The 25560-nt window shown below is 72.9% G+C and carries 32 protein-coding genes; 15 read left to right on the plus strand and 17 right to left on the minus strand.

Annotation, left to right across the window (positions count from 1 at the left end; genetic code table 11):
* Positions 1-39: 39 nt before the first annotated feature.
* Positions 40-816, minus strand: coding sequence for an oxidoreductase (locus tag AC07GB_RS27695; RefSeq protein ID WP_478850014.1), 777 nt, complete (start codon positions 814-816; stop codon positions 40-42).
* A 217-nt stretch (positions 817-1033) separates the two neighbouring features.
* Positions 1034-1414: a hypothetical protein gene (locus AC07GB_RS27700; protein ID WP_478850016.1), complete on the minus strand. Its 381-nt coding sequence runs from the start codon at positions 1412-1414 to the stop codon at positions 1034-1036.
* Between the two features lie 181 nt (positions 1415-1595).
* On the opposite strand from AC07GB_RS27700, the gene AC07GB_RS27705 reads away from it, so the two are divergent.
* Positions 1596-2297, plus strand: a complete 702-nt coding sequence (locus AC07GB_RS27705; protein ID WP_478850018.1) for a TetR/AcrR family transcriptional regulator — start codon at positions 1596-1598, stop codon at positions 2295-2297.
* A gap of 12 nt (positions 2298-2309) precedes the next feature.
* On the opposite strand, the gene AC07GB_RS27710 is transcribed toward AC07GB_RS27705, so the two are convergent.
* On the minus strand, positions 2310-3209 hold the full coding sequence (locus tag AC07GB_RS27710; RefSeq protein ID WP_478850020.1) for an aminoglycoside phosphotransferase family protein: 900 nt from the start codon (positions 3207-3209) through the stop codon (positions 2310-2312).
* A 211-nt stretch (positions 3210-3420) separates the two neighbouring features.
* Between AC07GB_RS27710 and add the strand changes: the two genes are divergently transcribed.
* Positions 3421-4377, plus strand: coding sequence for an adenosine deaminase (add, locus tag AC07GB_RS27715; protein ID WP_478850022.1), 957 nt, complete (start codon positions 3421-3423; stop codon positions 4375-4377).
* On the opposite strand, the gene AC07GB_RS27720 is transcribed toward add, so the two are convergent.
* The 6 genes from AC07GB_RS27720 to AC07GB_RS27745 form a co-directional block, all read right to left on the minus strand.
* The gene (locus AC07GB_RS27720; protein ID WP_478850024.1) at positions 4374-5270 is read right to left on the minus strand and encodes an alpha/beta fold hydrolase; all 897 of its coding nucleotides are present in this window, start codon (positions 5268-5270) and stop codon (positions 4374-4376) included. The genes add and AC07GB_RS27720 overlap by 4 nt on opposite strands.
* Entirely contained in the window at positions 5267-5860 is a 594-nt protein-coding gene (locus AC07GB_RS27725; RefSeq protein WP_478850026.1) for a TetR/AcrR family transcriptional regulator, read from the minus strand. Before AC07GB_RS27725 ends, AC07GB_RS27720 begins: the two co-directional genes overlap by 4 nt.
* Positions 5861-5934: 74 nt before the next feature.
* On the minus strand, positions 5935-6768 hold the full coding sequence (locus AC07GB_RS27730) for a hypothetical protein (RefSeq protein ID WP_478850028.1): 834 nt from the start codon (positions 6766-6768) through the stop codon (positions 5935-5937).
* A 22-nt stretch (positions 6769-6790) separates the two neighbouring features.
* On the minus strand, positions 6791-7621 hold the full coding sequence (locus AC07GB_RS27735) for a hypothetical protein (protein ID WP_478850030.1): 831 nt from the start codon (positions 7619-7621) through the stop codon (positions 6791-6793).
* A 168-nt stretch (positions 7622-7789) separates the two neighbouring features.
* Positions 7790-8038 carry a hypothetical protein gene (locus tag AC07GB_RS27740; RefSeq protein ID WP_478850032.1) on the minus strand — a complete coding sequence of 83 codons (249 nt, stop codon included), beginning with the start codon at positions 8036-8038 and terminating at the stop codon, positions 7790-7792.
* A 180-nt stretch (positions 8039-8218) separates the two neighbouring features.
* A complete protein-coding gene (locus AC07GB_RS27745) occupies positions 8219-8617 on the minus strand; it encodes a GNAT family N-acetyltransferase (RefSeq protein ID WP_478850034.1) in 399 nt (132 codons plus the stop codon).
* Positions 8618-8695: 78 nt separating this feature from the next.
* Between AC07GB_RS27745 and AC07GB_RS27750 the strand changes: the two genes are divergently transcribed.
* Positions 8696-9634: a bifunctional helix-turn-helix transcriptional regulator/GNAT family N-acetyltransferase gene (locus AC07GB_RS27750; protein ID WP_478850036.1), complete on the plus strand. Its 939-nt coding sequence runs from the start codon at positions 8696-8698 to the stop codon at positions 9632-9634.
* A gap of 22 nt (positions 9635-9656) precedes the next feature.
* Here the strand turns inward: AC07GB_RS27750 and AC07GB_RS27755 are convergent, their stop codons facing one another.
* Both AC07GB_RS27755 and AC07GB_RS27760 read right to left on the minus strand, forming a co-directional pair.
* Complete coding sequence (locus AC07GB_RS27755; RefSeq protein WP_478850038.1) at positions 9657-10412, minus strand: helix-turn-helix domain-containing protein; 756 nt, start codon at positions 10410-10412, stop codon at positions 9657-9659.
* An 11-nt stretch (positions 10413-10423) separates the two neighbouring features.
* Positions 10424-10642: a hypothetical protein gene (locus AC07GB_RS27760; protein ID WP_478850040.1), complete on the minus strand. Its 219-nt coding sequence runs from the start codon at positions 10640-10642 to the stop codon at positions 10424-10426.
* Positions 10643-11051: 409 nt separating this feature from the next.
* On the opposite strand from AC07GB_RS27760, the gene AC07GB_RS27765 reads away from it, so the two are divergent.
* From AC07GB_RS27765 to AC07GB_RS27780, 4 genes are all read left to right on the plus strand, one after another.
* Complete coding sequence (locus AC07GB_RS27765; RefSeq protein WP_478850042.1) at positions 11052-12239, plus strand: FUSC family protein; 1188 nt, start codon at positions 11052-11054, stop codon at positions 12237-12239.
* A gap of 138 nt (positions 12240-12377) precedes the next feature.
* On the plus strand, positions 12378-12614 hold the full coding sequence (locus AC07GB_RS27770) for a hypothetical protein (protein ID WP_478850044.1): 237 nt from the start codon (positions 12378-12380) through the stop codon (positions 12612-12614).
* 209 nt (positions 12615-12823) lie between these two features.
* Positions 12824-14089 carry a serine hydrolase domain-containing protein gene (locus AC07GB_RS27775; protein WP_478850046.1) on the plus strand — a complete coding sequence of 422 codons (1266 nt, stop codon included), beginning with the start codon at positions 12824-12826 and terminating at the stop codon, positions 14087-14089.
* A 208-nt stretch (positions 14090-14297) separates the two neighbouring features.
* Positions 14298-14771 carry a carboxymuconolactone decarboxylase family protein gene (locus AC07GB_RS27780; protein WP_478850048.1) on the plus strand — a complete coding sequence of 158 codons (474 nt, stop codon included), beginning with the start codon at positions 14298-14300 and terminating at the stop codon, positions 14769-14771.
* Between the two features lie 16 nt (positions 14772-14787).
* Here the strand turns inward: AC07GB_RS27780 and AC07GB_RS27785 are convergent, their stop codons facing one another.
* Positions 14788-15309 carry a winged helix-turn-helix transcriptional regulator gene (locus tag AC07GB_RS27785; protein WP_478850050.1) on the minus strand — a complete coding sequence of 174 codons (522 nt, stop codon included), beginning with the start codon at positions 15307-15309 and terminating at the stop codon, positions 14788-14790.
* A gap of 100 nt (positions 15310-15409) precedes the next feature.
* Between AC07GB_RS27785 and AC07GB_RS27790 the strand changes: the two genes are divergently transcribed.
* Positions 15410-16210, plus strand: a complete 801-nt coding sequence (locus AC07GB_RS27790; protein ID WP_478850052.1) for a crotonase/enoyl-CoA hydratase family protein — start codon at positions 15410-15412, stop codon at positions 16208-16210.
* 173 nt (positions 16211-16383) lie between these two features.
* Positions 16384-16791: a RidA family protein gene (locus AC07GB_RS27795; RefSeq protein WP_478850054.1), complete on the plus strand. Its 408-nt coding sequence runs from the start codon at positions 16384-16386 to the stop codon at positions 16789-16791.
* Positions 16792-16847: 56 nt separating this feature from the next.
* On the opposite strand, the gene AC07GB_RS27800 is transcribed toward AC07GB_RS27795, so the two are convergent.
* From AC07GB_RS27800 to AC07GB_RS27810, 3 genes are all read right to left on the minus strand, one after another.
* Positions 16848-17111, minus strand: a complete 264-nt coding sequence (locus AC07GB_RS27800; protein WP_478850056.1) for a hypothetical protein — start codon at positions 17109-17111, stop codon at positions 16848-16850.
* 82 nt (positions 17112-17193) lie between these two features.
* Entirely contained in the window at positions 17194-17376 is a 183-nt protein-coding gene (locus AC07GB_RS27805) for a hypothetical protein (protein WP_478850058.1), read from the minus strand.
* A 220-nt stretch (positions 17377-17596) separates the two neighbouring features.
* Positions 17597-18046: a carboxymuconolactone decarboxylase family protein gene (locus tag AC07GB_RS27810; protein WP_478850060.1), complete on the minus strand. Its 450-nt coding sequence runs from the start codon at positions 18044-18046 to the stop codon at positions 17597-17599.
* 83 nt (positions 18047-18129) lie between these two features.
* Here AC07GB_RS27810 and AC07GB_RS27815 point away from each other — a divergent pair, with 83 nt between their 5' ends.
* Together AC07GB_RS27815 and AC07GB_RS27820 are read left to right on the plus strand one after the other, a co-directional pair.
* Positions 18130-19017 (plus strand): sigma-70 family RNA polymerase sigma factor, encoded by an 888-nt coding sequence (locus AC07GB_RS27815; RefSeq protein WP_478850062.1) that lies wholly within the window; start codon positions 18130-18132, stop codon positions 19015-19017.
* A gap of 241 nt (positions 19018-19258) precedes the next feature.
* The gene (locus tag AC07GB_RS27820; protein WP_478850064.1) at positions 19259-19582 is read left to right on the plus strand and encodes a hypothetical protein; all 324 of its coding nucleotides are present in this window, start codon (positions 19259-19261) and stop codon (positions 19580-19582) included.
* Positions 19583-20115: 533 nt separating this feature from the next.
* Here AC07GB_RS27820 and AC07GB_RS27825 read toward each other — a convergent pair.
* Both AC07GB_RS27825 and AC07GB_RS27830 read right to left on the minus strand, forming a co-directional pair.
* Positions 20116-20835 (minus strand): NADPH-dependent F420 reductase, encoded by a 720-nt coding sequence (locus AC07GB_RS27825; RefSeq protein WP_478850066.1) that lies wholly within the window; start codon positions 20833-20835, stop codon positions 20116-20118.
* Positions 20836-20994: 159 nt separating this feature from the next.
* Complete coding sequence (locus AC07GB_RS27830) at positions 20995-21561, minus strand: DUF1707 SHOCT-like domain-containing protein (protein WP_478850068.1); 567 nt, start codon at positions 21559-21561, stop codon at positions 20995-20997.
* Positions 21562-21755: 194 nt separating this feature from the next.
* On the opposite strand from AC07GB_RS27830, the gene AC07GB_RS27835 reads away from it, so the two are divergent.
* The 4 genes from AC07GB_RS27835 to AC07GB_RS27850 form a co-directional block, all read left to right on the plus strand.
* Entirely contained in the window at positions 21756-22592 is an 837-nt protein-coding gene (locus tag AC07GB_RS27835) for an alpha/beta fold hydrolase (RefSeq protein ID WP_478850070.1), read from the plus strand.
* 150 nt (positions 22593-22742) lie between these two features.
* On the plus strand, positions 22743-23213 hold the full coding sequence (locus AC07GB_RS27840; RefSeq protein WP_478850072.1) for a GNAT family N-acetyltransferase: 471 nt from the start codon (positions 22743-22745) through the stop codon (positions 23211-23213).
* Between the two features lie 99 nt (positions 23214-23312).
* Entirely contained in the window at positions 23313-23999 is a 687-nt protein-coding gene (locus tag AC07GB_RS27845) for a GAF and ANTAR domain-containing protein (RefSeq protein WP_478850074.1), read from the plus strand.
* 281 nt (positions 24000-24280) lie between these two features.
* Positions 24281-25560: aromatic ring-hydroxylating oxygenase subunit alpha (locus AC07GB_RS27850; protein WP_478850076.1), on the plus strand; the 1280-nt coding region annotated here is incomplete at its 3' end.

Raw genomic sequence — 25560 nt, forward strand, 5'->3', positions numbered from 1 at the left:
TTTTTCTTGGAATTGTCGAATTCCTGGATTCCGCCGGCACTACCCCCTGGGGAATTCACCACCGTCCACGACGAGGCTGCTCCCGGTGAGCCAATTCGCTCGGCCGGAGAGGAGGAAAAGCACCGCGTCGGCGATGTCTTCGGGCCGGCCGTCACGCCCCAGCGGCGGGGTGGTGGTGTCCTGGCCCGGCCCCTCGCTCAGGCGCGACCACTGCTCCCGCGTCCGCTCGCCGCCGGGGGTGGCGGTGCGGCCGGGCGACACGGTGTTGACCCGGACGCCGAACGGGGCCAGTTCGAGGGCCAGTCCTCGGCTGTAGTTCTCCAGGGCCGCCTTCGCCGCCGTGTAGTGCAGGAACGGCGGGGCGACGGTCGGGACCGCGGCCGACGAGACGTGCACGATCGCCCCTGAGCGCCGCTCCCGCATCTCCGGCGCGAGCAGTGCGTCCAGGCGTACCGAGGCCAGGAAGTTCAGGTCAAGCGCGTCCTGCCACTCCTCGTCGGGGATGGCGAGGGCGCCCTTGTGCGGCCCTCCCCCGCCCACGTTGTGGACCAGGACGTCCACTCCGCCGAGCACCTCCCGCGCGGCCGCGGCGAGCGCCTCGGCGCCGGCCCGTGTCCGCACGTCGGCCGTCACGAAGGAGGCCCCGTCGGGCACCGTGCCCGAGGCCGACCTGGCTGTCGTGAGGACCTCGGCGCCCGCGTCCAGGAGCTGACGCACGACCGCCGCCCCGATGCCGCGCGAGCCACCTGTGACCAGGGCGCGCTTTCCCGTGAATTCCCGTGTTCCCGTGTCCGGTCCGCTCTCCGTTGTGGTCATGTCGCCGATCCTCTCCATGCCATTGGTCAAGGCTTCCGCTCGACGGCAGAGGAATTCTGCGAGAAATGCGAAGTGAGCACCTCGTCGAGCTGCTTCACGGTACGTACGGAAACGAAGGACGGGCAAAGACGAAATGTCAGCAGGTGCTATAGGGAACTCCTATGGCAGCCGGACCGCGGGGGTGGCCCGCGAGCCGCCCCCGCCCACGGAACCGGGCTCAGCCGCGAGGCCGCGTCCGGCGCAGCGTGGCGATGAGAGCGGCGGAGGCCGCGATGATCAGGGCGGCGAAGACGGGGTGGATGTCCTTGGACAAGCTCTCCGCGCCGTCGGGGCGGGTCAGCCAGATGACGAGCGGGACGACGTAGGCGACGGCGAGCGCGGCGGCGGCCCGGCGCGCCGCCGGTTGGCGGACGCGGCGCACCACGCCGGCCAGCGCGATCGCGATCGGGACGCCCGAGATCAGTGCGAACTGAGCCACGATCATGACCGGCACCGCCCAGGTGGAGACGGTCACCGAGCGGGGGACGCGCCGGGCCGGGCGGGTGCGCGGGCGGGCGGACGCCTGAGCGTCGCGGCGTGCGCCGACTGTGGTGGTCATGGGATTCCCCTCATCCGTGGAGCGCCCGATGGAGCACGTGCGGGGCGTACGGCCACGCCGCGCGCCCTTCACGGCGCGATAGGCAAACGCGTTCGTTAGAAGTTGTAACGCGAGCACGGTGAGAGGTCAATAGATTGCGTGATAGCTTCTAACCAAACCTCGAAGATGTAGCCACGGAGACATGGACGGAAGGCGGCAGGCCATGGCGGCAACGGGCGCGACGACCCCTAGGGAGCGCTACCGCGCCCAAGTGCGCGCGGAGGTCAAGGAGCACGCCTGGCAGCAGATCGCCACAGCGGGAGCCTCCGCGCTCTCCCTCAACGCGATCGCCAAGCAGATGGGCATGAGCGGCCCCGCGCTCTACCGCTACTTCGCCAGCCGCGACGAGCTGATCACGGAGCTGATCCGGGACGCGTACCGGAGCCTCGCCGACGCCGTCCGCGCGGCCGCCGCCGGCGGTGCCGGCCTCGCGGAGCTCGCGCACACCCTCCGCGAGTGGGCCCTCGCGGACCCGCAGCGGTACTTCCTCATCTACGGCACGCCCGTCCCCGGCTACCACGCGCCCGAGGACGTCACCGGCATCGCCTCCGAGATCATGGCGACCCTGCTCGACGCCGGCGCCACCCCGCTCGACGACGGCGCGGCGCTCGCGGCCGGCCCGGACGGCGCCGCGGCGTCGTTCCACACCCACCTGGAGAGCCACCGGGACTGGGCGGGGGACCACCCCGCCCCACCCGCGGTCCTCCACCGCGCCCTGTCCTTCTGGTCCCGGGTGCACGGCGTCCTGTCACTCGAACTCGCCGGGCACTTCACGGGCATGGACTTCGACCCCGCCCTGTTCTTCGCGGCCGAACTGGACGACCTGCTGGCGGACCGGGCGTGACGCGCCTCGGCCTCAGGCGGTGCGCGCCGCGTCCGCGAGGACCTCGGCGATGACGTGGCGGGCCGTCGTCGCCATCCTGTCGTTCCTGCCCCGGTAGTAGCTCAGTTCCATCAGGGCGATCGACAGGGCCCAGCCGCGACCCCGCGCCCAGGCGGCGTCGTCCAGCGGCAGCGCGGCCCGGAAGGCGTCGCGTACACCGGCGGGAAGCACGTACCAGGCCACGATGAGGTCGACCGCGGGGTCGCCGAGGCCCAGGCACTCGAAGTCGATGACGGCGCTCAGCCGGCCCTGGCTGATCAGTAGGTTCCCTGGTTGCAGGTCCGCGTGGATCCACACCGGCGGATCGGCCCGCTCAGGGGCGCGCAGGGCCGTCTCCCACGCGGCGGCCGCCGCGTCCGTGTCGATGACGCCGCGCAGGGCGGCGAGCGCGTCGCGGGTCTCCGCGTCCCGGTCCTTCAGCGAACCCCCGCGGTACGAGGGCGGACCGCCCGCCGGGTCGACGCCGTGCAGGGCCGCGACGAACTCCGCGAGCGCGGCGGCGAGCGCGGCCGGTTCGGCGATCCGCCCGGCGACCGGGTTCTCGCCCTCGATCCAGCGGTAGACGGACCAGCGCCAGGGGTAGCCCTCGGCCGGTGCCCCCTCCCCCAGCCGCTCGGGCACGGGGACGGGCAGCGACGGGGCGAGCCGCGGCAGCCACACGTCCTCCGTGGCGCCCTCGCCGGCGGACCCCGGCCGGCGCGGCAGCCTCACCACCATGTCCTCGCCGAGCCGGTACATGATGTTCGACGTGCCGCCCGACGCGACCGCCTCCACGGGCAGCCCCGCCCACTGCGGGAACCGCCCGGCGATCAGCCGTCGTACGAGGGCCGCGTCGACGCGCGGCTCGTCGGCGTGCAGGGTGCCAGAACTCATGGATGCCTTTCCGCAGCGGGGTTCCTCCACGCGCGCGAGGTGTGCGAACGACGCGCGCGAGGTGCGCCAACGCGCAGGACATCCGAACGCCCGGGGACCGCGCGCGTCAACCGGAATTCGGCGGCCGGCACGTCCCGCCGACCTGGTCGCCTGGCCGAGGCCGTGGCCGGCTCCACACGCGGCCGCGCCGCACCGTACGCTGGGGCACCTGATGCCTCCCGAGACCCCTCCCACCCCGCGCCACGAACTGCACTGTCACCTCGACGGCTCGGTCCGGCCGGCCACGGTGGCGGACCTGGCCCGCGCGCAGGGCATCCAACTGGACGGTCCTGTGCGGGAGTTGGTGACCGCGCCCGCGCGCTGCGGCAGCCTGACGCGGTTCCTCGGCTACATCGACGTACCCCTGTCCGTGCTCCAGGAGCCCGAGGCGCTGCGGCGCGCCGCCCGTGAACTGGTCGAGGACTGGCACGCGGACCACGTCGTCTACGGCGAGGTCCGCTTCGCGCCGCAGCTGCACGGCGGGCGGGGCATGACCGTGGACGACGCCGTACGCGCCGTCGCGGAAGGCCTGGCGGAGGGCCGTGCCGCGACCGGCGTACGCACCGGTCTGCTGCTGTGCTGCCTGCGGCACCAGAGCCCCGACGAGAGTCTCGCCGTCGCCGATGCCGCCGTGCGCCACCGCGACGAGGTCGCCGGCCTCGACCTCGCGGGCGACGAGCGGCTCCACGGGGCGCGCCCCCACCGCGAGGCCTTCGACCTGGCCCACCGGGCGGGCCTTCCGTGCACGGTCCACGCCGGTGAGGCCGCGGGCCCGCGGAGCGTGTGGGAGGCGATCGACGTGCTCGGGGCGCGCCGCATCGGCCACGGCGTACGGTGCGTGGGCGACGGGGCGCTCCTGGACCGGCTCCGCCGCGACCGGCTCGCCCTGGAGATGTGCCCCACCAGCAACGTCCAGACCGGGGCCGTGGCCGGTCTCGCCGAGCATCCCGCGACCCGCCTCCTCGCCGACGGCCTCGCCGTCACCATCAGCACCGACACCCGCACCACGTCCGCTACGACACTGACGGGCGAGTTCGCCGCCCTGCGCGACGGCGCGGCCTGGACCGCCGCGCAGGAGCGCCTCGCCCAACAGCACGCCCGCGACGCCGCGTTCGCAAGCCCGGTCTAGGCGCGCAACGCCTTCCGGAGGGCCTCGCCGAACGCGCCGGGGTGCGTGGTCAGGCCGGTGTGCCCGCCGGGGAAGTGCAGCAGTTCCGTGCCGAGGCGCTCGGCCAGGTGGGCGGCCGGGCGGTAGGGCAGCTCGCCGCGGGAGTCCTGGCCGCCGGCGAGTACGAGGCGGTCCGACACGGCCCGCAGCCGGTCGATGTCCGGGGTGTGGGACATGAACGGGGGCACGATGCGCGTGACGAAGTACGGCAGGTCGGCCATGGTCCGCTCGGCCCGCGCCGCGGCTTGGGGCGGCAGCGGGAGCGCGGCAGGCGGCACGGGGGTGGCCGTGGCCCGGAGGGCGGCCTCCGGCTCGCCGGTGGCACCCTTCGCACCCTCCACACCCTTCGCGCTCTTCGTGAGCCCGGCGGCGAACACGCCCATGGCCGCCACGAGCCCCTCGGCGTGGAACGTCTCCTGTACGCGCGCGATGAGCGCCCGGTGTTCGGCCGCGTCGGGCAGGACCTCCACCAGCGGCGGCTCGTGCGCCACGAGGCGCTCGACGCGGTCGGGGTGGGTGCTGAGCAGGTGCACGGCCGCGATCGCACCGGAGCTGGTGCCGAAAACCCGGGCAGGCTCGGCGGGCGAAAGCAGTTCAAGGAGTCGGTAGGCGTCGTCGGCGTGCTCGGCCACGTGCTGCTCGGCCTCGGGGTCGTCCAGCGTGCTGCGGGACATGCCGCGCGGATCGTACGTGGCGACGGTGTGGTCGGCGGCCAGGTCGTCCGCGACGCCGTCGAAGGCGGCCGCGCCGCCCGAACCACCGGGTATGAGCAGCAAAAGCGGGCCCCTGCCACGCACTTCGTAGTGCAGGGTCGCGCCGGTCACGCGCAGCCTTCCGGTGGTCGGTCCGGTCATCGCGGGTCTCCTTCTCGGGACGGGGGCCAGTGCTCCAGGAGGGCGTGCAGGGCGTCGAGGGCGCGGTCCCACGTCTGCTGCGGCGAGCGCTCGTGCGCGAATCCGCCCGCGGCCTCCAGGGCCACGAAGCCGTGGAAGGTGCTGCGCAGCACCCGGACCGCGTCGGTCAGATCGGGCTCGGCGAGGCCGTAGCCGCGCAGCATGCCGTACGTCAGCTCGACGGCGCGCCGCGGTCCGGCCGCGCGGGCGGCGAGTTCGGGGTCGATGGGGATCGGGGTCTGCGTCGCCGTGTAGCGGCCCGGGTGGGCGTGGGCGTACTCCCGCCAGGCGTTGGCGTACGCGACCAGGGCGTCCTTGCCTGCCCTCCCGGCGGTCGCCTCCGCGATGCGGAGGGTCTTCTCGTCCGCCGCGAGGAGCGCGATGCGGCCGCGCAGGTCCTCCAGGTTGCGGACGTGCGCGTACAGGCTCGCGTCCTTCACGCCGAGCCGCCGCGCGACCTGCGACATCGTCACCCGGTCGAACCCGGCCTCGTCCGCCAGCTCCGCGCCCGCTCTGGTCACCGACTCCGGCGTCAGCCCGGCCCGCACCATGCGTCCTCCCGCTTTCCTAGGGGTCCTAGTTTTAACCTAGGGCCCCTAGAAAGGCAAACGGGGGGGCCGCCGCGTCAGCCCCCGGCCCTCTGGAGGGCGGGCAGGAACTGGTCGTAGAAGTCCGTCTTGAGCCGGAGTGAGCGCTCCTCCATCTCCTTGAATCCGTCGGACGACGGCTCGCGGGCGAGCAGTTCGCTCAGGCGGCGGCCGAGGCGGTCGGCGTGGGTGGTGGAGAGCAGGGAGACCCGGGCGAGCGGGTTGGCCTTCGCGTCGTGCGAGTGGTGCGGGTAGTAGAAGCGCGAGCGGTTCTCGCCGCCCTGGGTCAGAAGGGGGCCCATGCGCTCCCACAGGCGTCCGTACTCCACGGACACCAGGATCTCGCCCCAGAAGCGCAGGAGCGTAAGCATCCGCACGTCGGCGTCCGCTTCGGCGCCCGCGTCGGCGATCATCTCGAAGGCGTCGAGGATGACCTTCCGGGTGGTCGCCGAGGGCTTCGACGTGACGATCGTCCGCTGGGGGATGCCCAGTTGACGCAGGTCCTCCGTCATGTCCTCGCGGTGCGAGCGGGTGTGGCCGTGGCTGTCGGGGTACTCCTCGCGCAGGATGACCCGGGCGATCCGCAGGCCCACCTCGTCGCTCAGGAGGTCGATCGCCAGGTCGTAGCACGGGGTGAACGCGAGGGACACGAAACGGCGTTGCAGCAGGACCTCGGCGAAGGCGTCGTCCGGCAGCAAGGCGATGTTCGCGAGCACCGGGTGCCGGTCGAACCGCTCGACCAGGTCGTCCTCGAAGGCGTCGAGGCGGTCGAGGCCGCCCGCGGCTCCCGGCGCGCCGAGCACACCCGGGCCGCCCACCACCCCCGCTCCGTCCGGTCCGCCGGTTCCGTTCATCCCGTCCTGTCGCGCCATGGCCGTGCTCTCTCTTCCCGTATCACAGGTTGATTCTTCCGACGGATCCGCGCCAGTCGCTCAGATCCACGGCACAGCCGATGCTCCAGAGCGTGTCCACCTCCCGCTGCACCTCCCTGCCCATCACGGTGGCGCACCCCTCGACCTCCATCTGGGTGGAGCGGATCGCGAGCCGTCCGTGCAGGAACGAACTCACCAGGTAGTGCTCGTCGACTTTGTAGACGGCGACCGAAGGCAGCGAGTTGTACACCCGCACTTCGAGGCGGGCGCGGTCCTCGTCCCCCGCGTCGTGCACCAGGGAGGCGAGGGTGGAGAGGCACTGCTCGATGTTGGCCCTGACGTCGCCGTCACGGGCGGGGTCCCGCACGGTGCGCAGGGCCTCGCTGCGCAGCCCGGCCACCGGCGACGACGGGTGCAGGAGCAGGACGCGCACCCGCACCTGGCGCTCCAGGACGGCCTTGCGCAGGCCTCGGTCGAACTCGTCGAGGTTCGGGATCCACGTCTGGAGGATGGTCACCTCGCGGGTCGCGCCGTCCACGAGCGTGGCGAACCTGTCGTCGGGGAACCGCTCGTGCACCCGGACCACACCGGCGTAGTGCCGCTGCCTCAACTCCCGCGCGAGGGCGTCGATGTCGAGCTTGGACAGCTGCGCGTGCACGTCGTCGAGCACCTTGAGCCGGTCGAACTCCAGGAGCAGGAAGAGCGTCACGGTGCTCAGGATGAGGAGGGTGACCTTGGGGAGGGTGCTCCCCGGGGCCAACTCGTCCAGCCAGCCCAGCAGATCGGCGAGCACCACCACGATGCCCGCCCCGGCCATCACGGCTAACGCGATCCGCTCGGCCCGATAGCGCATTCCGCCCCGCATCCCCCGCCCCCACCTGCCGCCCGGCGCCGTCCGCGACGATGCTAGCCGGGGGGCGGGCGCGGCGTGGGGCATTGTTCACACCCCTCCTGCCCGTCGCCTGCCTCGTCGGAGGCGGCGGCTTCGGGATGCCGCTCGCCGGGCGCCAGGTGGACGAGGTCAGCGGTAGTAGATGGGCATGATGCGCTGGCTGTCGTCGCACCACACCTCGTTGTACCCGCTCGCCCGGGCCGACGGCAGCTCCGCCGCCTCGCAGGCCGCCTTCGACGGGTAGGCCTCGGCGCCGACGGGGACCCAGCCCGCTCCGGGCGGACCGGCGGCAAAGGCGGTGGTGCTGGTCAGCGGCACGGCGACCGCCGCCACCCCGACGGCCAGGCCGACACCGACACGCGTACGCCACGACTTCATGGTGATCTCCTCACTCGTTCTACCGCGCTCTGAGCCGGTCGCCCCCGCGGAGCGGGTGAACCGGCCGTGCCACTCTGGCGCTCCGGCCCCGCGCTCCCCCAGAGCCCCGAGGGCAGCCCCGCGGGGACGAACGGGCACGCGCCCCGGTCCCGGCGTGCAGGCCCTGGCCCGGCACGGGACTCAGAGCGCGATGAGCCCCGCGGGTGTCGGCCTGAACCCGCAGGCATCGAAGTAGAACGGCCGCAGCTCGTCGTCGAAGTCGACGTGCAGCCACTCGCAGCGGGCCGCGCGGGCATGCCGGGCGGCCTCGCTGACGAGCCGGGCACCGACCCCGGAGCGGCGCCGCCCGGCGGCGACGGCCGTGTCGAGGACGAACGCGTGCACGCCGCCGTCCCACGCCACGTTCACGAAGCCCACCAGATCACCGCCGTCGGCACGCGCGCAGACCCAGCCGAGGCTGTGCCGCCGCACCTGGCCGAGCCAGTCGATGTCGAGGACCGGGTGGCCGAAGCCCTCCGCGTGCAGGGCGTTGACGTCCGCGTTGTCGAAGCCGCCCCGCCACTCGTACGTGATCGCCATGGCGCCGAGACTCTCACGCGCCGCGGGACCGGGCCCAGGCCCTCGCCGGATCGCGACTTCCCTGACTAAAGTCAGAGAATGACTGACGACGCCGCGCAGATCACCCAAGTACGCCGCTTCAACCGCACCGTCACCGAGCGCGTGGGCGTGCTCCACGACCGCTACCTCGGTCGCGACCGGCCCATCGGGGAGGCCCGGCTGCTCTGGGAGATCGGCGCGGACGAGGAGGGGCAGGACGTACGGCGGCTGCGGGAGCGCCTCGGCCTCGACTCCGGGTACGTGAGCCGGCTGCTGCGCGCCCTCGCGGCCGACGGGCTCGTGGCCGTGCGGCCGAACCCGCGCGACCGGCGCGTCCGCACCGTCCGGCTCACCGCGGCGGGCCGCGCGGAGCGCGCCCTGCTCGACCGGCACAGCGACGCCCTGGCCGGGTCCCTGCTCGGCCCGCTCAACTCCACGCAGCGCGGCAGGCTCGTCGCGGCGATGGCGGAGGTGGAGCGGCTGCTCACCGCCGCGACGGTCGCGCTCGACGCCGTCGACCCCGGCCACCCGGACGCCAGGGCCTGCCTGACGTCGTACTTCGCCGAGATGCAGGAGAGCTTCGAGACCGGCTTCGACCCCGCGCGCAGCCTGCTGCCCGACGCGGGCGGGCTCCGGCCCCCGCACGGCGTCTTCCTCGTCGCGCGGCTGCACGGCGAGCCCGTGGGCTGCGCCGGTCTCAAACTGCCCGCCGACGCGCCCGCGGAGATCAAACGCATGTGGGTGGCGCCCCGGGTGCGCGGCCTCGGGCTCGCCCGCCGGCTCCTCGCCGACCTCGAGGACCGGGCCGCCCGGCACGGCCACGACCGGCTGCGCCTGGACACCAACAAGGCGCTGACGACGGCGATCGGCCTGTACCGCGCCTACGGCTTCCAGGAGGTCGCCGCCTTCAACGACGAGCCGTACGCCCACCACTGGTTCGAGAAGCGGGTCACCACGGCCGCATCCGACGAGGCGTCCGCGCGGCGGCGTCTCACGTAGACCGCGCGAGCGAACGCGCCGACTACCGGGCCGTCGCGGGCGCCGAGGCCGGCTGGAACAGCGGCATGGCGAGGGCCACCGGCGGGTACGCACGCGACGCCCCCACCGCCCGCCGCGACGCCCCACCGGGCCGGACGTGGTCGCCCGGACCCGTGCGGCCGTGGGCGGAGGCCTGCAAGGTCCGGTTCAGGCGCTCGGCCGCTCGCAGCACCTCGCAGCGGCGCCACGCGCGCTGCCAGGCGAGCCGCCACTGTTCCCACTCGCCGCCCGTCACGTCGCACACGCGCAGGAACGCGTAGAGCTGCGGGAGGTCGAGCATGGACTTGCCCGCCAGCATGCGCCGCACCGTGCTGTGCGGCAGTTCGCCGTGGTTCCCCGCGCGGTGCTCCATCTCGTCCATGGGCATCGCCCCGGCCTTGTAGTAGAGCTGCTGCAAGGCGTGGATCAGCGCGTCCCTGTCGTACACGCGGTCCGGCCGCGGCACGCCCGCGCGCGGGTTCCGCTGCCGGTGCTCGGCGTAGCGGGCCGCGCGCCACAGCCTCCGGGCGTGCGTGACCGAGGCCCCGCAGGCCCGCGCGTACGCCTCCACCACCGGCAGGCGGGGGATCCGGCTGCCGGTGGTGGCCCGCGAGAACGTGGTGTCGGAGAAGGCGTGGGCGCAGCGCCCCGCCAGCTCCCGGTGGGTGAGCCCGGCGGCGCGCCGCTGCGCGCGCAGCCACTCCGCCAGCTTCTCCAAGCTCGGGTTGGCGGTGGCGACCGGCCGCTCCGGGCGCCCCACGGCCGCCCCTGTCACCGCGCGTCCGGCGCGAGTGGGGCGCGCCGGGCCAGATGGGTACCGACCAGGCCCGCGGCCGTCAGCACTTCGGCGATCACGACGACGGGCAGCCCGGCGCACGCGAGCGCGGCGCCGAGGACCAGCACCACGACGACGATGACGGTCTGCTCGCCGACGGGCCGGGCCGGGGGCGTGGGTACGACGCAGGACAGACGTCGACGCGACTTCTCCATGAACTACCTCTGGGTCTCGGGCTGCTGATGTTCCGGGCCGCGCGCCACGACGGCCGCGGGGCCAACCGGGCGACGGCGTACGCCCGTTGCGCAGCATGGTGGCACCGGATCCGGGCCCTCGCCGGAGTTGATGCGTCCCCGCCCCGCCTGCGCGCCCGCCACCTCGCCCGGCAGCCGCCGCTCCCGCTGCCGCGCACCGGGCGACCTGCGCGGATGCCGTACGCCGGAGCGCCGGGGACGTACGGCGGTGGTATTGATGCATCGAGGGGTACGTCGACGCGCGGACGGACAGCGGCCCGGCCGCCGCGGGCCCGGCCGCGCCGCTCCCGGCCTGCTCCGTTTGCCCCCGCTCCCCCGGGGGAACCTCATTCCGTCCCACCCATCACACCCGGCCCAGGAGGAACAGCACATGCCAGGTACGCCGGGAGCCGCACTCGTCGCGGAGGCCCGGGGCGTGGCCCGCTCCGCCCGCGCGGCCGTGCGGTACCCGGGCCCGGAGCGGGCCACGGCCGTCCAGGCACTGAAGGCCGCCGTTGCCGCGATCGCGGCCTGGGCGGTGGCGGGCTGGTGGTGGGACGCGCCGATGGCGCTGCTCGCGCCGTGGACCGCGGTGGTCCTGGTGCAGCACACGGTGTACCGGTCCGTGCGCTCGGCGGTGCAGCAGTTCGTGGTCGTGGCGGCCGGCACCCTGGTCGCCGCCGCGGCGGCCGCCCTCACCCGGGACGTGATGGCGGCGATGGCGCTCGCGCTGCCGGTGACCGTGCTGATGGGCACGTACGGCCGGTTCGGTGACCAGGGGTGGTACGCGCCGACGGCCGCCCTGTTCGTCCTGACGTACGGCTCGTACGCGCCCGTGGAGATTCTGCACCGCCTCCTGGAGACGCTCCTTGGCGCGGTCATCGGCGTCCTGGTGAACGCGTTCGTCCTGCCTCCCGTGCACATGGACCCCGTACGACGGTTGCGGGCGCGGGTCCCCGCGGACTGTGCCCGGCTCCTGCGCGAGGCCGCCGAGGGGATCGGCCGCGGGTACGGCGCGGCGGACGCCGAGGAGTGGCACGGGCGTGCGCTGGGGCTCGGCGCGACGGTCGCCGAGCTGCGGACGGCGCGGCGCCGCGCGGAAGAGGGTGAACGGCTCAACCCCGGTCGCCGGTTGCGCCGTTCACCGCCCGCTCCCCCGCAGGGCGACGCCCCCTGGGGCCGCGCGGCCGACCACCTCGCGACGGCTCTGCGGTCGCTGGCCGAGACCGCCCGGGACGACCCGCCCTTCGCCGTCCCCACCGACGCGGCCCTGGCCGCCCTCGCCGATCTGTTCCGCTCGGCCGGTGAGGTGTGCGCGGCGGACGCGGACCGGCTGCGGGCGGCGGCCGAGCGGGAGACCGACGCGGCACGGGCCCGGGACGCCTTGGCCGAGGCCCGCGCGGCCGGCCGCCGCCTCGGGTCCCTGCTCACCGACCCCCAGCACGGTGGTTCCGCCTCCCTCGGGGAGCTGACGGCGGCGACGACCCGGCTCCTCGACGACCTGGAGGCGGCGACGGATCACGCGCCGCGCAAGGGCACGACGCCGGGTGCGGCGGAATCCCCCTCCCCGGGCACGTGACGCACCGTGAACGGCCCTCCACGCGGCCCCGCCGTCCGGGACTTCCGAGCGAGGTCGTGTACGCCGGGACTCCCCGGGTACCCGACGGTCTCCCAGCTGCGAGTCCAGCCCCCGTACACGACCCGAGGGAGGTCCAGCATGACCAGCAGCACCGAGACCGGTGAGGTCACCGGCACGCGGGACAAGGACTACAACCTGATCTGGTACGTCGAGGCGTGCCTCAGCAACGCCCTGCGGCTCGAGGCGTACGTCCAGGACGCGGAGCGCGCCAAGGACACCGAGGTCGCGGAGCTGTTCCGCAAGGCGCAGGCAGACAGCCGCAAGGGCGCCGAGATGGGCAAGAAGCTGCTGCGCTCGCGCCTCCAGGAAAGCTGACCGGTCCACCACGGGCCTCCTCACCCGGCGGGTGCCTCCTGGGCGCCTCGCGGGTGAGGAGGCCCTCGTCTGAACGCCACACCAACGGACGCCGACCTCACGACGCGTCAGGAACCGTCCGTCACCCTCGCCCTATACGATCTCGATCACGTGTGGGCTCCTGCGGGCCCCGACCACTTCGAGACGCAGGCAAGGCTGGGGGAACTCCCATGGTGAGAACTGGGTTCGTACGGACGGCCACGGCGGCCGTGACCGGTGTGATGCTCGCGGCGGTGGGCACGGCCCAGGCGTCCGCCGCCGAGCCCGCCGCGCAGCCGGTGCCGGACGCGGCAGGCGTACAGACCGCGCTCGAGCGCACCGTCGCCGCGGGCGCGCCCGGCGCGTTCGCGGTGATCCGGGACCACGACACCCCGGGCGCCGACCGGACCGTGGCCGTCGGCAAGGCGAACCTCGACGGCACGCCCATGAACGCCGAGTGGCGCTTCCGTGTGGGCAGCAACACGAAGATGTTCACCGCCGCCCTGGTGCTGCGCCTGGCCGACCAGGGCCGCATCGACCTGGACAAGCCGGTGCGCACGTACCTCCCGTCCGGCACCCTGCCCGCGGACTGGAACATGACCGTCCGCCAGGTGATGCAGCACCGCTCGGGCATCTACGACCACACCAACGACCTCCTCGAGCAGACCGGCGAGGAGACCACCGACGCGTTCGAGAAGCGCATCCGCAACACCGTGTACAAGCCCGCCGACATGGTGGCGATGTCGGTCAAGCGCGGCCCCCAGAGCGCACCCGGCACCAAGTACGCGTACTCGAACACCAACTACGTCCTGCTGGGCATGGCGATCGAGCGCCTCACCCACGACACGTACGCCGACGTGCTGCGCAGGGAGATCATCAAGCCGCTGGGCCTGAAGAAGACCTCGTACGTCGTCCCGAAGAAGACCATCTCCGGAGCGCACGTCACCGGCTACCTGACGAACGACGACCGTTCCAAGCCGCTGCTCGACTCCACGAAGCAGAACGGCTCCTGGGTGGGCAGCGCGGGCGCCGTCATCTCCTCCGCCGCCGACATGGACCGGTTCCTGACCGCGCTCCTCGCCGGGGACTCCGGCGAGCTGATCTCCGACAAGTCGCGGCAGCAGATGACGAGCGTGCTGGCCACGCCGACGGCCAAGGTCAGCTACGGCCTCGGCCTGCGCGAGATCGCCCTGTCCTGCGGCAAGGTCTACGGCCACGGCGGCATCGTCCAGGGCTTCCAGACCCAGTCCTTCTCCACCCGCGAGGGCGACCGCACGGTCGTGGTCTTCGCCAACGCCTCCAACAACAGCGCGGTGACGCAGGGCCTGACGAACACCCTCGAACCCGCCTTCTGCGGCACCAAGCCGTCCCCGGCCGCGAAGAGTTCCAAGGTCACCCCGCGCTCCGCGGACGTGAACACCACGCGGGTGCCGGTCGTCGAGGACACCCGCCTCTGACGCCTCACTCCGTGAGCGGCCCGCGGGCGGGGCACGTCCTCGCCCGCGGCCCGGCCGGCCGTGCGTCACGCCCTGCGACGGCGGTGGTGGTCCGCCTTCCCGCGAGCGCTCCGGCCGGTGAGACGCCCGTCACACGCACGGATGTCACACGTCGCCGCGCTGTCTCGTCCACGGGTGTGTAAGCGCCACGACGACACAGGAGCACACGATGACCGCTCGACTGAACTTCTTCACCAACGCCGTCGCGACCAAGTTCGCCCGGCACCTCGTCGCGGCGGACAAGGCCCTCGCGGAGTCGGGCCTTCCCGCCGCCACGCAGGAGCTGGTGAAGCTCCGGGTCAGCCAGATCAACGGCTGCGGGTTCTGCGTCGACATGCACGCCAAGGACGCCGCGCACGCCGGGGAGACCTCGACGCGCCTCAACCTGGTGGCGGTCTGGCGCGAGGCGACCGTGTTCACCGACGCGGAGCGGGCCGCCCTGGAACTCGCGGAGCAGGGCACCCGCATCGCCGACGCGGCCGGCGGGGTCAGCGACGAGGTCTGGGCGAACGCCGCCAAGCACTACGACGAGGACCAGCTCGCGGCCCTGGTGTGCGCCATCGCGCTCATCAACGCCTTCAACCGGGGCAACGTCATGGTCCAGCAGCCCGCTGGCGGCTATGCGCCCGGCCAGCTGCACTGAGGCGGATGACGTCCGGTCAGGCCCCGCTCCCCGTACCGTCCGCGGCGGGGAAGCGGGCCCGCACCGCCGGGTCGTCGAGCAGCCGGGCCGGGAAGCCGGGCCCCGTGCGGACGGCCACGTCCTCGTGGTGGAGGGGCGCCTCGCAGGACGAGCAGACGACGCGGGCCCGGGTGTCATGGCCGCAGGTCGTGTGGCGCAGGACCGTGGGCACGCCGTCCTCGCCGGACTCCCACCGGTCGCCCCAGGCGTTGATCGCGGCGAGCACGCCGAAGAAGTCGCGGCCCTTGTCCGTCAGCAGGTACTCGTGGCGCACGGGGTCGCTATGGTAGGCGTGCCGCTCCAGGAGGCCCGCGCCCTCCAGGCGCCGCAGCCGGTCGGTGAGCGTGTTGCGGGCGATGCCGAGCGTCCCGATGAAGCCGTCGAAGCGCGACTCCCCGTAGAAGACCTCGCGGAGCACCAGCAGCGTCCAGCCGTCGCCCAGGATGTCGACCGTGCGGGCGATGGAGCAGGGCCAGCCGTGGAATGAGGTCCGTCTCATGCCCCCAGCTTATCGGTTTCATGATGAGACCCACTTGTCCGCACACTCCGGCACGACTACCGTCCAGTAGGTCTCATCATGCAACTGACGAGGAGGGCTGATGAGTTCCATGCCTGCGGACACGGCCACGGTGACCGTCGAACGGGACGGGCACGTGCTTCTGATGGGGTTGAACCGCCCGGCTAAGCGCAACGCGTTCACCCGGCGGATGCTCAGTGAACTGGCGCTCGCGTACGGCCTGCTGGAGCGGGACGACGACCTGTGGTGCGGGGTGCTCTTCGCCCACGGCGAGCACTTCACCGGCGGCCTCGACATGCTCGACGTGGGCGCCGAGCTGGCGGAGGGCCGGTTCCCGCTGCCCGAGGGCGGCCGTGACCCGTGGCGCCTGGACGGGCCGTGGACGAAGCCTGTGGTGGCGGCCGCGCAGGGCTGGGTCATGACGCTCGGCATCGAGCTGCTGCTGGCCGCCGACATCCGCGTCGCGGCCCGGGACGCGCGCTTCGCCCAGCTGGAGGTCCGCCGGGGCATCTACCCCTTCGGCGGGGCCACGTTCCGCCTCCCCCAGCAGGCGGGCTGGGGCAACGCCATGCGGTGGCTGCTCACCGGTGAGGAGTTCGACGCCGCGGAGGCCCACCGCATCGGCCTGGTGCAGGAGGTCGCGACCGACGGACCCGCCGCCCGCGAACGGGCCGCCGAGATCGCCACCCTCATCGCGACGAAGTCGGCGCCCCTGGGCGTCCGTACGACCCTGGAGTCCGCGCACCGCGCGCGCGAGCACGGCGAGACGAGCGCCGTCGAACGGCTGCGACCGGACATCGCGCGGCTCATCGCCACCGCCGACGGGGCCGAGGGGCTGCGGTCCTTCGCCGAGCGGCGCGACGCCGTCTTCACCAGCACCTGACCGACCGACGGGCGGCCGCGCGGCACTTCCCGGCACCGGCAGCCGTCTGAACTGCTGGGTCACCTCCCGGTTCCCCAGTCACCAAAAAGTGCATTCTTCCCTGCTGGTGGCCGCTCTCCTACGGTTCCTCAGTAACCGCGAGAGAGTACTCGCGCCTTGGTTTCGGAGGCAGCATGGCCATCACGCTCGTCAACCCCACCGGACTGCTGGAGGTCGACGCCTACCGGCAGGTGTCGATCGCGTCGGGGTCGAAGCTGGTCTTCGTCGCGGGGCAGGTCTCCTGGGCCGCCGAGGGAGTGACGGTCGGTGAGGGTGACCTCGCGGCCCAGGTCGAGCAGTGCTACCTGAACGTCCGCACCGCCCTGGCCGCGGCCGGCGGCACCTTCGACGACGTGGCGAAGCTGACCGTCCACGTCGTCGACTGGGCGCCGGACAAGATGCCCCTCCTCCTGGAGGGGATCGCCCGGGCCGCCGCGAAGCTGGGGGTGACACCGGTGGCCCCCGCCACGCTGCTCGGCGTCGCGGCCCTCGACGTGCCCGAGCACCTGGTCGAGGTGGAGGCCACGGCCGTCATCGACTGAACCGGTGCCGCCCGGGCCGCCGTGGCCCCGCCCCCGGGACGGGGCCACGGCCCGCGCTAGTCGTTGCTGACGACGACGTTGAGCCGGTAGTTCAGTGGATCCGGCCACTCGATGTTGACCCAGATGACGTACTGGCCGTCCCTCGGAGCCACGTTGTGCACCGTCATGCGCGCGCTGCCGACGAAGGAGTCGCCGTTGGCGTCGACTTCGGTGATGGAGGCGACGATGGTGCTCCCTTTGAAGGCGACGGGCGAGTTGATGGGCTGCACGAAGCTGCCGCGTCCGTTGCCGTTGAAGACCCGTCGGATAACCGTGCTCATGTCCCCTCTTTCCGCTCTTGCCGCTGCTTGTGTTCCGTCCGCTCCCGCGGCCCCGCCGCTCCCTCCCGCCGGGCCGCCGTCGTCACACCGCCTCGTCGTCCGCGGCTTCGAGGACCGCGGGAGCCAGGGTGCTCCGCCCGGCCTCCGGGGCCTGGTCCGCGCCTTCCGACAGGGCGCCGGGCGGGGCCGCGGCGGGGCCCGCGGCTTCGTCCTGGCCCGCTCCGGCCACTTGCGGTGGGGGCTCCCCTACGTGGCTGCCGCTCACACCGCTCCCCTTTCCGTAGGTCCGTTTCTGTAGGTCCGTTGCCGGCGAGTCGCTACCGTCCCGCCGACACCCGGGCGTGTCCATCACCCACAAGGCTCGCAAGGGGAACAGGGCGACCAGTCTCGGACAAAAGTGCCAGGGCGGACCGGCGGGCGGCTGGCTGGATCACTCGGGCCGCGTCGCGACCCGGCCACGGGCCCGCCCCGGTCCGCACGCCGGCTCACCAGGTCTTGCCTGCCTGCTCCCGGACCGTGCGGTTGAGCCGGTTGAAGAAGTTGCTCAGCGCGATCTCCAGGGTGATCGCGCCCAGTTGCTCCTCGGTGAAGTGGTCGGCCGCGGCGTCCCAGATCTCGTCGGTCACGCCCGGCGCGCCGTCCTGCAAGCGGGTGGCCGCCTCGGTCAGGGCGAGGGCGGCCCGCTCCTCGTCGGTGTAGAAGGGCGTCTCGCGCCACGCGACCACGTTGTGCAGCCGTTCGTCCGTCTCGCCGGCCTTCCTCGCCGCGACAGTCGTGGCGTGGACGCACGGGCTGCAACCGTTGATCTGGCTGGTGCGCAGGTGGACCAGGGACAGCAGGTGGTTGTCCACGCCCCCGGCGTGGATCGCCTTGTAGAGCAGCTGGATCGCGGAGATCACATCGGGGTTGGCCGGGCTCGTCATGCGTGCTTCCATCGGGCTTGCTCCTTCATCGGTTACCTGAGCCCCTTCGGGCCCGTCATCACCCATGACGGAGCAGCCCTGAGGAAGGTAACAACGTGACCGACACCAGCTCGACAGGCCCGACCGGCCCGATAGCCGTGGCTTTCGAGGCCCAGCGCGACCGGCTGCGCTCGGTCGCCCACCGCGTGCTCGGGTCGCACGCCGACGCCGAGGACGTGGTCCAGGAGGCCTGGCTGCGCCTCTCCCGCCAGGACGCCTCGACCATCGACAACCTCGCCGGCTGGCTGACGACGGTCGTCGGCCGCATCAGCCTCGACGTCCTGCGATCACGCCAGGCCCGCCCGGAGGTCTCCCGCGACGACCGCCTGGCCGACCTTGTGGTGACCCTCGACGACGGTCCCGCTCCCGAGGACGACGCCGTACTCGCCGACTCGGTCGGGCTCGCGCTCCTCGTCGTCCTGGACTCGCTCGGGCCCAGCGAACGGCTCGCGTTCGTGCTGCACGACCTGTTCGCCGTGCCGTTCGACGAGATCGGTCAGATCCTCGGCAAGTCGACCGCCGCCGCCAAGATGCTCGCCAGCCGCGCCCGCCGGAAGGTACGGGGTGTGGAGCGGCCGACCGGCGCCCGGCAGGAGCAGCGCGAGGTGGTCCAGGCCTTCCTGACTGCGGCGCGCGGCGGTGACTTCGAGGGGTTGCTGCGGGTGCTCGACCCCGAGGTGAAACTGACCGCCGACACCCCGGGCGGCGTGGTCGTCACCCTCGGCGCCACCAAGGTCGCGTCCGGAGCGCGGCTGTCCGCGAGCGCGGCCGCACAGGGGCGTGCGGTGCTCGTCGGCGGCCTCCCCGGTGTCATCTCGTGGCGCGAGGACGGCACGCCGCTCTCGGTCGTCGCGTTCACCGTCGTCGACGCCCGGATCACCGCCATCACGGTCGTGGTCGACCCGGCCAAGCTCGCGCTGATGAAGCTGCCGGATCCGGCGTGAGCCGGGGCCGACTTCCGTGCGCGGCTCGCCTGCCAGAGGGCGCGGATCCCGTCAGCGTGGGCTGCTCAGGCGGCGTTCGAGGGGGATCCGGTAGCAGGGGGTGACGCGGGTGCCGTCGAGGAAGTCGGTCAGGCGGCCGGTGGTTTCCTCGACGGCCGCGCGGGCCTCGCGGCAGGGGGCCGATGTTGCCGTTGCGGTCGAAGAGTTCGGGTGTGTGGGCCGGGGCTAGGTACCAGTCGCGGTGGCGCCAGCCCATCGCGGTGGGGTCGAGCCCGGGCAGCAGGGCGGCTTCCGGCGCGACGGCCGGGAGCGGGTCGACGTCGTAGGTGAGGACGTAGCCCGTGCCCTCGTCGATGTCGACGGCCTGCGCGGCGGTGGCCGCGAGCGCGGCGCGCGCGCCTCGGCGGCGGGCAGCGACGGCACCAGCCGCGCGGGCGCCCAGCGGAACTGCGCGGAGGTCCAGGAGCCGACCGGCCGCGAGCGCCGCACGCGCCCTCGGCGGCCAGCACGCCGAGCACCGGCGAGCCGGCCCGCTGCCGCGACTCGTAGGACTTCCCGGCGTTGACGACGTACTGCTCGCGCAAGTCCGGTACGTCGGCTGCCAGTTCGGCGGCGGTGGCCTCACCGCGCGCCGCGAGGGCGTCGAGGGTCGCCCGCGCCACGTCGGCATAGCGCCGCTCGTCCCAGCCCAGGGCGTCGCGCAGCTTCGCCTCGGCGTCGGCGCGGTGCGGGTCGTTGCTCTTGGCCGTCGCGTGCCAGACGACCGGTACGAGCACGGCCGGGACCACGAACAGGGTGCGGCGCATGCACCGTACGCGCGCGCGAGGTCCGGCTCCGCACCGGGGCCGGCGGGGGCGTCGTGGAGCGCGGCGTCGACGGCGGCGACGGTCGGCTTGCGCATGCGGGCGGCCGCCGCGAGGAAGACCGTCGCGGGGTCGGTGGCGTGCAAGCCGGTCAGGGCGTACGCGACCTCCTGGGCCGAGGCGGCCTTGGTGGCGGCGGTGAGGAGGTGCCGCTGGGCCAGGCGGGAGCGGCGTTCGGTGGCGGTGACGCCGGGCAGGGTGGTCATACGTCGTGGTCGCGTCGGCGGCGGGCCGCTCAGCGCACGACCTTGAGGCCGAAGTGGCCGCCGAACGCCTGGCCGAGGCCGAAGCCGATGGCGGAATGCATGTGGGCGTACATCTCCATGCCGCGGGAGCAGACGAGGGGGCCAAGGTCCAGGATGTCGGTCCAGCCGTAGGACTTGAGCAGCTCGGTGACGGTCCGCTTGGCGTCGTCGTGGTCGGAGGCGACGAACATGGTGTGGTCGCCGCCGCCGACGGCCTTCGGGTTCACGACGGTGGACTGCTCCTGGGTGACGAAGCTCTTGACGACCTTCGTGTCCGGCAGGGCGCGCTGGATCCGCTCGCCGAGGCTGTCGGTGTCGCAGGGGTCGAGCTTCGGCATGACGCCCCAGGGGGTGGGCCAGGGGTGCTCGGCTTCGTGCTGGTAGACGTACGGCACGGCGTAGTCGATGAGGGTTTTGCCGCTCAGGCTGCTGGCGATGCCCGTCAGGGCCGCGACGGCGTTGTGTCCGTCGATGCCGTTGATGACGACCTCGTCGCCGGCCTCGGCGGCGTCGCCGAAGCTCAGCAGGGTGACGCCGGGGTGGTCGGCGAGCCACTGGCCGTACGGCACGTTGCCCATCATGTCGGGCTCCGTGCGGGCCAGGGTGACCTCCGGGTCGCGGGTGCCGACGAACACCTCGTGACCCAGCTCCTGGAGCTTGGCGGTGTGCTCGCGGGCACCGCCGCCGGTACCGAGAACTGCGATCTTCATGGCGGAGCCTTTCGATGCGGACGGGGCCTCGGGGCGAGCCCTCGCCTTAGTAGTACATACGTACCGTACATTGACTCGAACATGGGTGCAATACGGACATTACCCCCGCGCGCTGCACCGCAAAGCCCTTGTACGCACGTACTACTGCGCCTAGCCGCCTCAACGCCGCGCGTGGCGGACCTTCAGCCGTCCGAACCCCATGGCTCCGCTGATCCGGATCGTCGGCCCGGCGGGCCCTGAGCGCTGCGGGACCTTGTAGCGGGCGTCCTTCCACCCGCACTGAAGGTGGTCGAGGTCGACGGTCGCGTCGCGCGGGACCGTTACCTTGGCCCTGCCGGAGCCGATCTGCAGCTCGATGTCCACCACCGGGTGCTCGATGACCGCCCGGGACAGGTCCAGGTGCACCTTCCCGAACGCGGACGCGACCTTGAGGGTCCGCGGTACCCGCCACGGGCCGCGCCGCTTGATCCGCCCGCTCGCGGCGGCGATCGTCGACGCGGTCTCCGGCTTCGGCTCCGGAAGCGAGGCCAGCGCCGACGCCAGCTCCCCCCGCGTCCTGGCGGCGAGCGCCCGGTGGAGGCGGTCGTCCATCTCCTCGTGCGCGATGTACCCGTCGGCGTACGCGTCCTGGAGGCGCCGCGCGGCCGCGTCACGGTCATCGTCGCTGATCAGTGTCGACGAGTCCGCCGATGAGTCTTCCGACAGGCCTTCCGGGAGGGAGGTCACCGCTTCACTGTAGCCCGGGGCCAGTTGGGGACAGCGCGGCTCACGCCTGCCGAGTCACGGCGGCCTCGGACGCCGTCATCCCACACCCTCGCCGGGGGGCCGGAGGGCCGCACCGGTGTGGCCGGGGAGGTCGTCCGATCCGGCGGCGCCGAAACCACTTGCCCAGCTCACGGCCCCCTGACAAGGTCACGGCCATGCCTACGTTCTCCTCGTACGACGGAACCAAGATCGCGTACCGCGTCTCCGGCGACGGTCCGCCGCTGGTCTGCCTGCCCGGCGGGATGCGGGACTCCGTCTACCTGGGCGACCTCGGCGGCCTCTCCGCGCACCGCGAGCTGGTCACGCTTGACCTGCGCGGCACCGGCCGGTCCGAGGTCCCCGCGGACCTCGGCACCTGCCGCTGTGACCGACTCGTCGCGGACGTCGAGGCCCTGCGCGAGCACCTCGGCCTGGAGACGGTCGACCTGCTCGCGCACTGCGCGGGCGCGAACGTGGCCGTCCAGTACGCGAGCGAACACCCCGACCGCGTCAGCACCCTCACCCTCGTCACACCGAGCGTCCTGGCCGTCGGCATCGAGATCAGCCCGGACGTACGCCGCCGGACCGCGCGGCTGCGCGCCGACGAACCCTGGTTCCCCGAGGCCTACGCCGCCCTCGAAGCGATCACCGCGGGCCGGGCGACGAACGACTCCTGGGAAGCCATCGCCCCCTTTCTGCACGGCCGTTGGGACGAGGCCGCGCAAGCACTCCAGGCCGCCGACGCGGAGCAGAAGAACAGCGAGGTGGTACGGGCCTTCAGTGCGGAAGGCGCCTTCCACCCGGCCGAGACCCGCACGGCGCTCGCCGGCTTCACCGCGCCGGTCCTGCTGCTCGCCGGAGAGGTCGACCTCAACTCCCCTCCCCCCGCCATGGCCGAGTTCGCCGCGCTGTTCCCGCGCGCCGAGCTGGTCACACAGCCGGGCGCGGGCCACCACCCGTGGCTCGACGACCCACGGCACTTCGTGACCACGGTGACGTCGTTCCTGGACTGATACGCCGACCGCACACGACCTCGGCCTCCCGACTTATATCAACCTCGACTAGAACGAACGCTCTATTTAGCGCGAAGACAATGTCGCCCGGAGCCCGACGGCCCGCGTCGCCCCTTGCCGTAAGAGTTCGTACCGCCCTAGGCTCATTACATGTCGCGTATACGCCAGGCAGTGGAAGACGACGTCCCGGAGCTGGTGCGCCTGCGGGCGCTGCTGTTCGGGGACCTTGGTGGTGAGTTCTTCAACCCCTCGTCAGGGGACGAGGGTTGGCGGCACGAGCTGGCGACGGTCCTCAAGGAGCAGCTGGGTTCGGACGCCGTCCGCGTTCTGGTGGTCGACGGCGACGACGGGCTCGCCGCCTGCGGCATCGGCACGATCGAGCAACGCCTTCCGGGCCCGCACCTGAGCAACGGCCGGATCGGGTTCGTCCTCGGCGTGGTGACCGACCCCGCCCACCGGCGGCGCGGCCACAGCCGCGCGATCATGTGCGGGCTGCTCGACTGGTTCCGGGAGCGGGGAGTCGCCCGTGTCGACCTGCACGCCTCCCACGACGGCGAACCCCTGTACCGCGACCTCGGGTTCACCGATCACCCCGACCCCGCGCTGTACTGGCGGCCGTGACGCGCCCCCCGCGGCAAACCCCGCGGGCCCGCACTTGTGACCCCGGGGGAAGCCGGGTAATCGGTTCAACCGGGACGTAGCCGAGACGCGGAGGGCGTTATGGACTGGGCCCGGTTCGCACAGCAGATGGCGTCGATGGCGCGGGAGCTCCTGGCCCAGGAATCGGTCGACGCCACCCTGAGGCGCATCACGGCGTCGGCGACCGAACTGGTGGAGGGCTGCGACGCCGCGGGCATTCTCATCCTGCACGGCCAGAAGGTGCAGACGCTCGCCCCCACCCACCAACTGGTCGTCGACAGCGATCGACTCCAGGAGCAGATGGAGGAAGGGCCGTGCTTCGACGCCGCCCACAGCTCCCAGGGCGCCCGGGTCTTCCGCATCGCCGACTTCAGCGAGGAACAGCCGCAGTGGCCCGTCTACGCCCCGCGGGCCCACCGGCTCGGCGTGGGCAGCATGATGGGCTTCCTGCTGTTCACCGAGGACAGGGACCTCGGTGCGCTGAACCTCTACTCCCGTGAGCCCGGTGCCTTCACCGAGGCCAGCGAGCTGGCCGGGTGGCTGCTCGCCTCCCATGCCGCGGTTGCCTTCTCCAGCGCCCGTACCCACGCCCAGATGGAACAGGCCGTCGCCACCCGCCACGTCATCGGCGAGGCCATGGGCATCCTGATGGGAAGCCATCACCTCACCGAGGACCAGGCCTTCGACGTGCTGCGGCGCTATTCCCAGGAGAAGAACGTCAAACTCCGTGAGGTCGCCCGCCGCGTCTGCGAAGGGGGCGGCTTGTGAGGAGTGCGCCCGCAGGCCGAGTGCGCCTGCGGACGCACGCGGCCGCCACCACCCCCGGTGACGGCCGCCGTCCCGTCGGCATCGCCTCCGACCGGGACGCCCCTCGCTGGTCGGCGCGCTTGTCGTAGTCCCTGCCCGGGCGGGGTCTCCGTCTCGAGGCCCGGGGCGGCGGCGGGCCGGTCATTCGAAGGACGTAGCCGGATGTCGTCCCCGGCGTCGATCCGATGCGGTGAGCGGCGGCCGAGCATGAAAGTGATCCCCCAGACAAGGCGGTGACCCTCATGCAGCACGACGGACTTCCCTCCCTCCTCGACGAACTCGCCCGTATCGCCAGGCTCCCGCTGGAGCGCGGTGAGACCCTGCCCGCCCGGGCCTACACCAGTGAGCACTTCCACGAACTGGAGCGGGAGCGCGTGTTCCGCGGCGACTGGCTGTGCGTCGGCCACGTCAGCCAGGTCGCGGGGGCCGGTGACTATCTGCGTACGGACGTTCTCGGCGAGCCTTTGGTGATCACGCGGGACGAGAGCGGTGATCTGCACGCGCTGTCGCGGGTGTGCCGCCACCGCTTCATGGACGTGCTGCCGCCCGAGACCACGCCCGAACAGGGCACGCTGAAGCGGCTCACGTGTCCGTACCACACGTGGACCTACCGGCTGAACGGTGAGTACGCCGGGCAGTTGGCAGGGGCGCCGCTGATGAACAAGGTCGACTTCGACCGCACGGCCTGCCGGCTGCCCCGCTATCGCCTGGAGGTGTGGAACGGGCTGCTGATGGTCAGCGCGGATCCCGACGCGCCGGCGCTCGGGCCACGGCTGGCCCGGCTCGACGCCGTCCTCGCGCCGTACCGCCTCGCGGATCTCGTCGTCGCTTACACAGCACGCTGGGAGAACGTCCCGGCGAACTGGAAAGTGGCCTTCGAGAACGGCTCGGAGAACTACCACCACATGGGCACGCACGCGGCCACTTTGGAGCCGGTCGTGCCCGGCAAGGACACGGTCGTCGAGGAGTGCGACGGGCGCGGCTTCAGCATGTTCACGCCGTTCGCCGCGGATCCGCCGTCGGATCCGGACGCGGGCGGTGTGCCGGAGGTCGGCACGCTCATCCCCGGGCTCGGCGCGCGCCAGTTGTCAGGGATGACGGTGGCGGGGGTGTTCCCGAACCTGGCGCTCGCCCTCGTACCGGACAGCGTCACGTTCCTGCGCTGGGTCCCCACGGGTCCGACCACGCATGACGCGCTGGCGACCGTACTGGTCCCGGCGGAGGCCGTGGGCCGGCCGGGCTACGAGGCGTATGTGACGGCGTCGCGGCAGCAGTTGGAGCTGATCCAGGAGGAGGACCTGGTGGCCATCCGTGGCGTACAGCGCGGCCTGGCCACCGAACCGGCCCCATCGGGCGGGCGGTTCTCCCACCTGGAGCGCCCGCTGTGGCAGTTCCAGCGGTACTTGGCCGACCGGCTCGCACCCGTTGCGGGGGGGGGGGGGGGGGGGGGGGGGGGGGGGGGGGGGGGGGGGGGGGGGGGGGGGGGGGGGGGGGGGGGGGGGGGGGGGGGGGGGGGGGGGGG

The organism is Streptomyces sp. NPDC045778 (assembly GCF_056431945.1).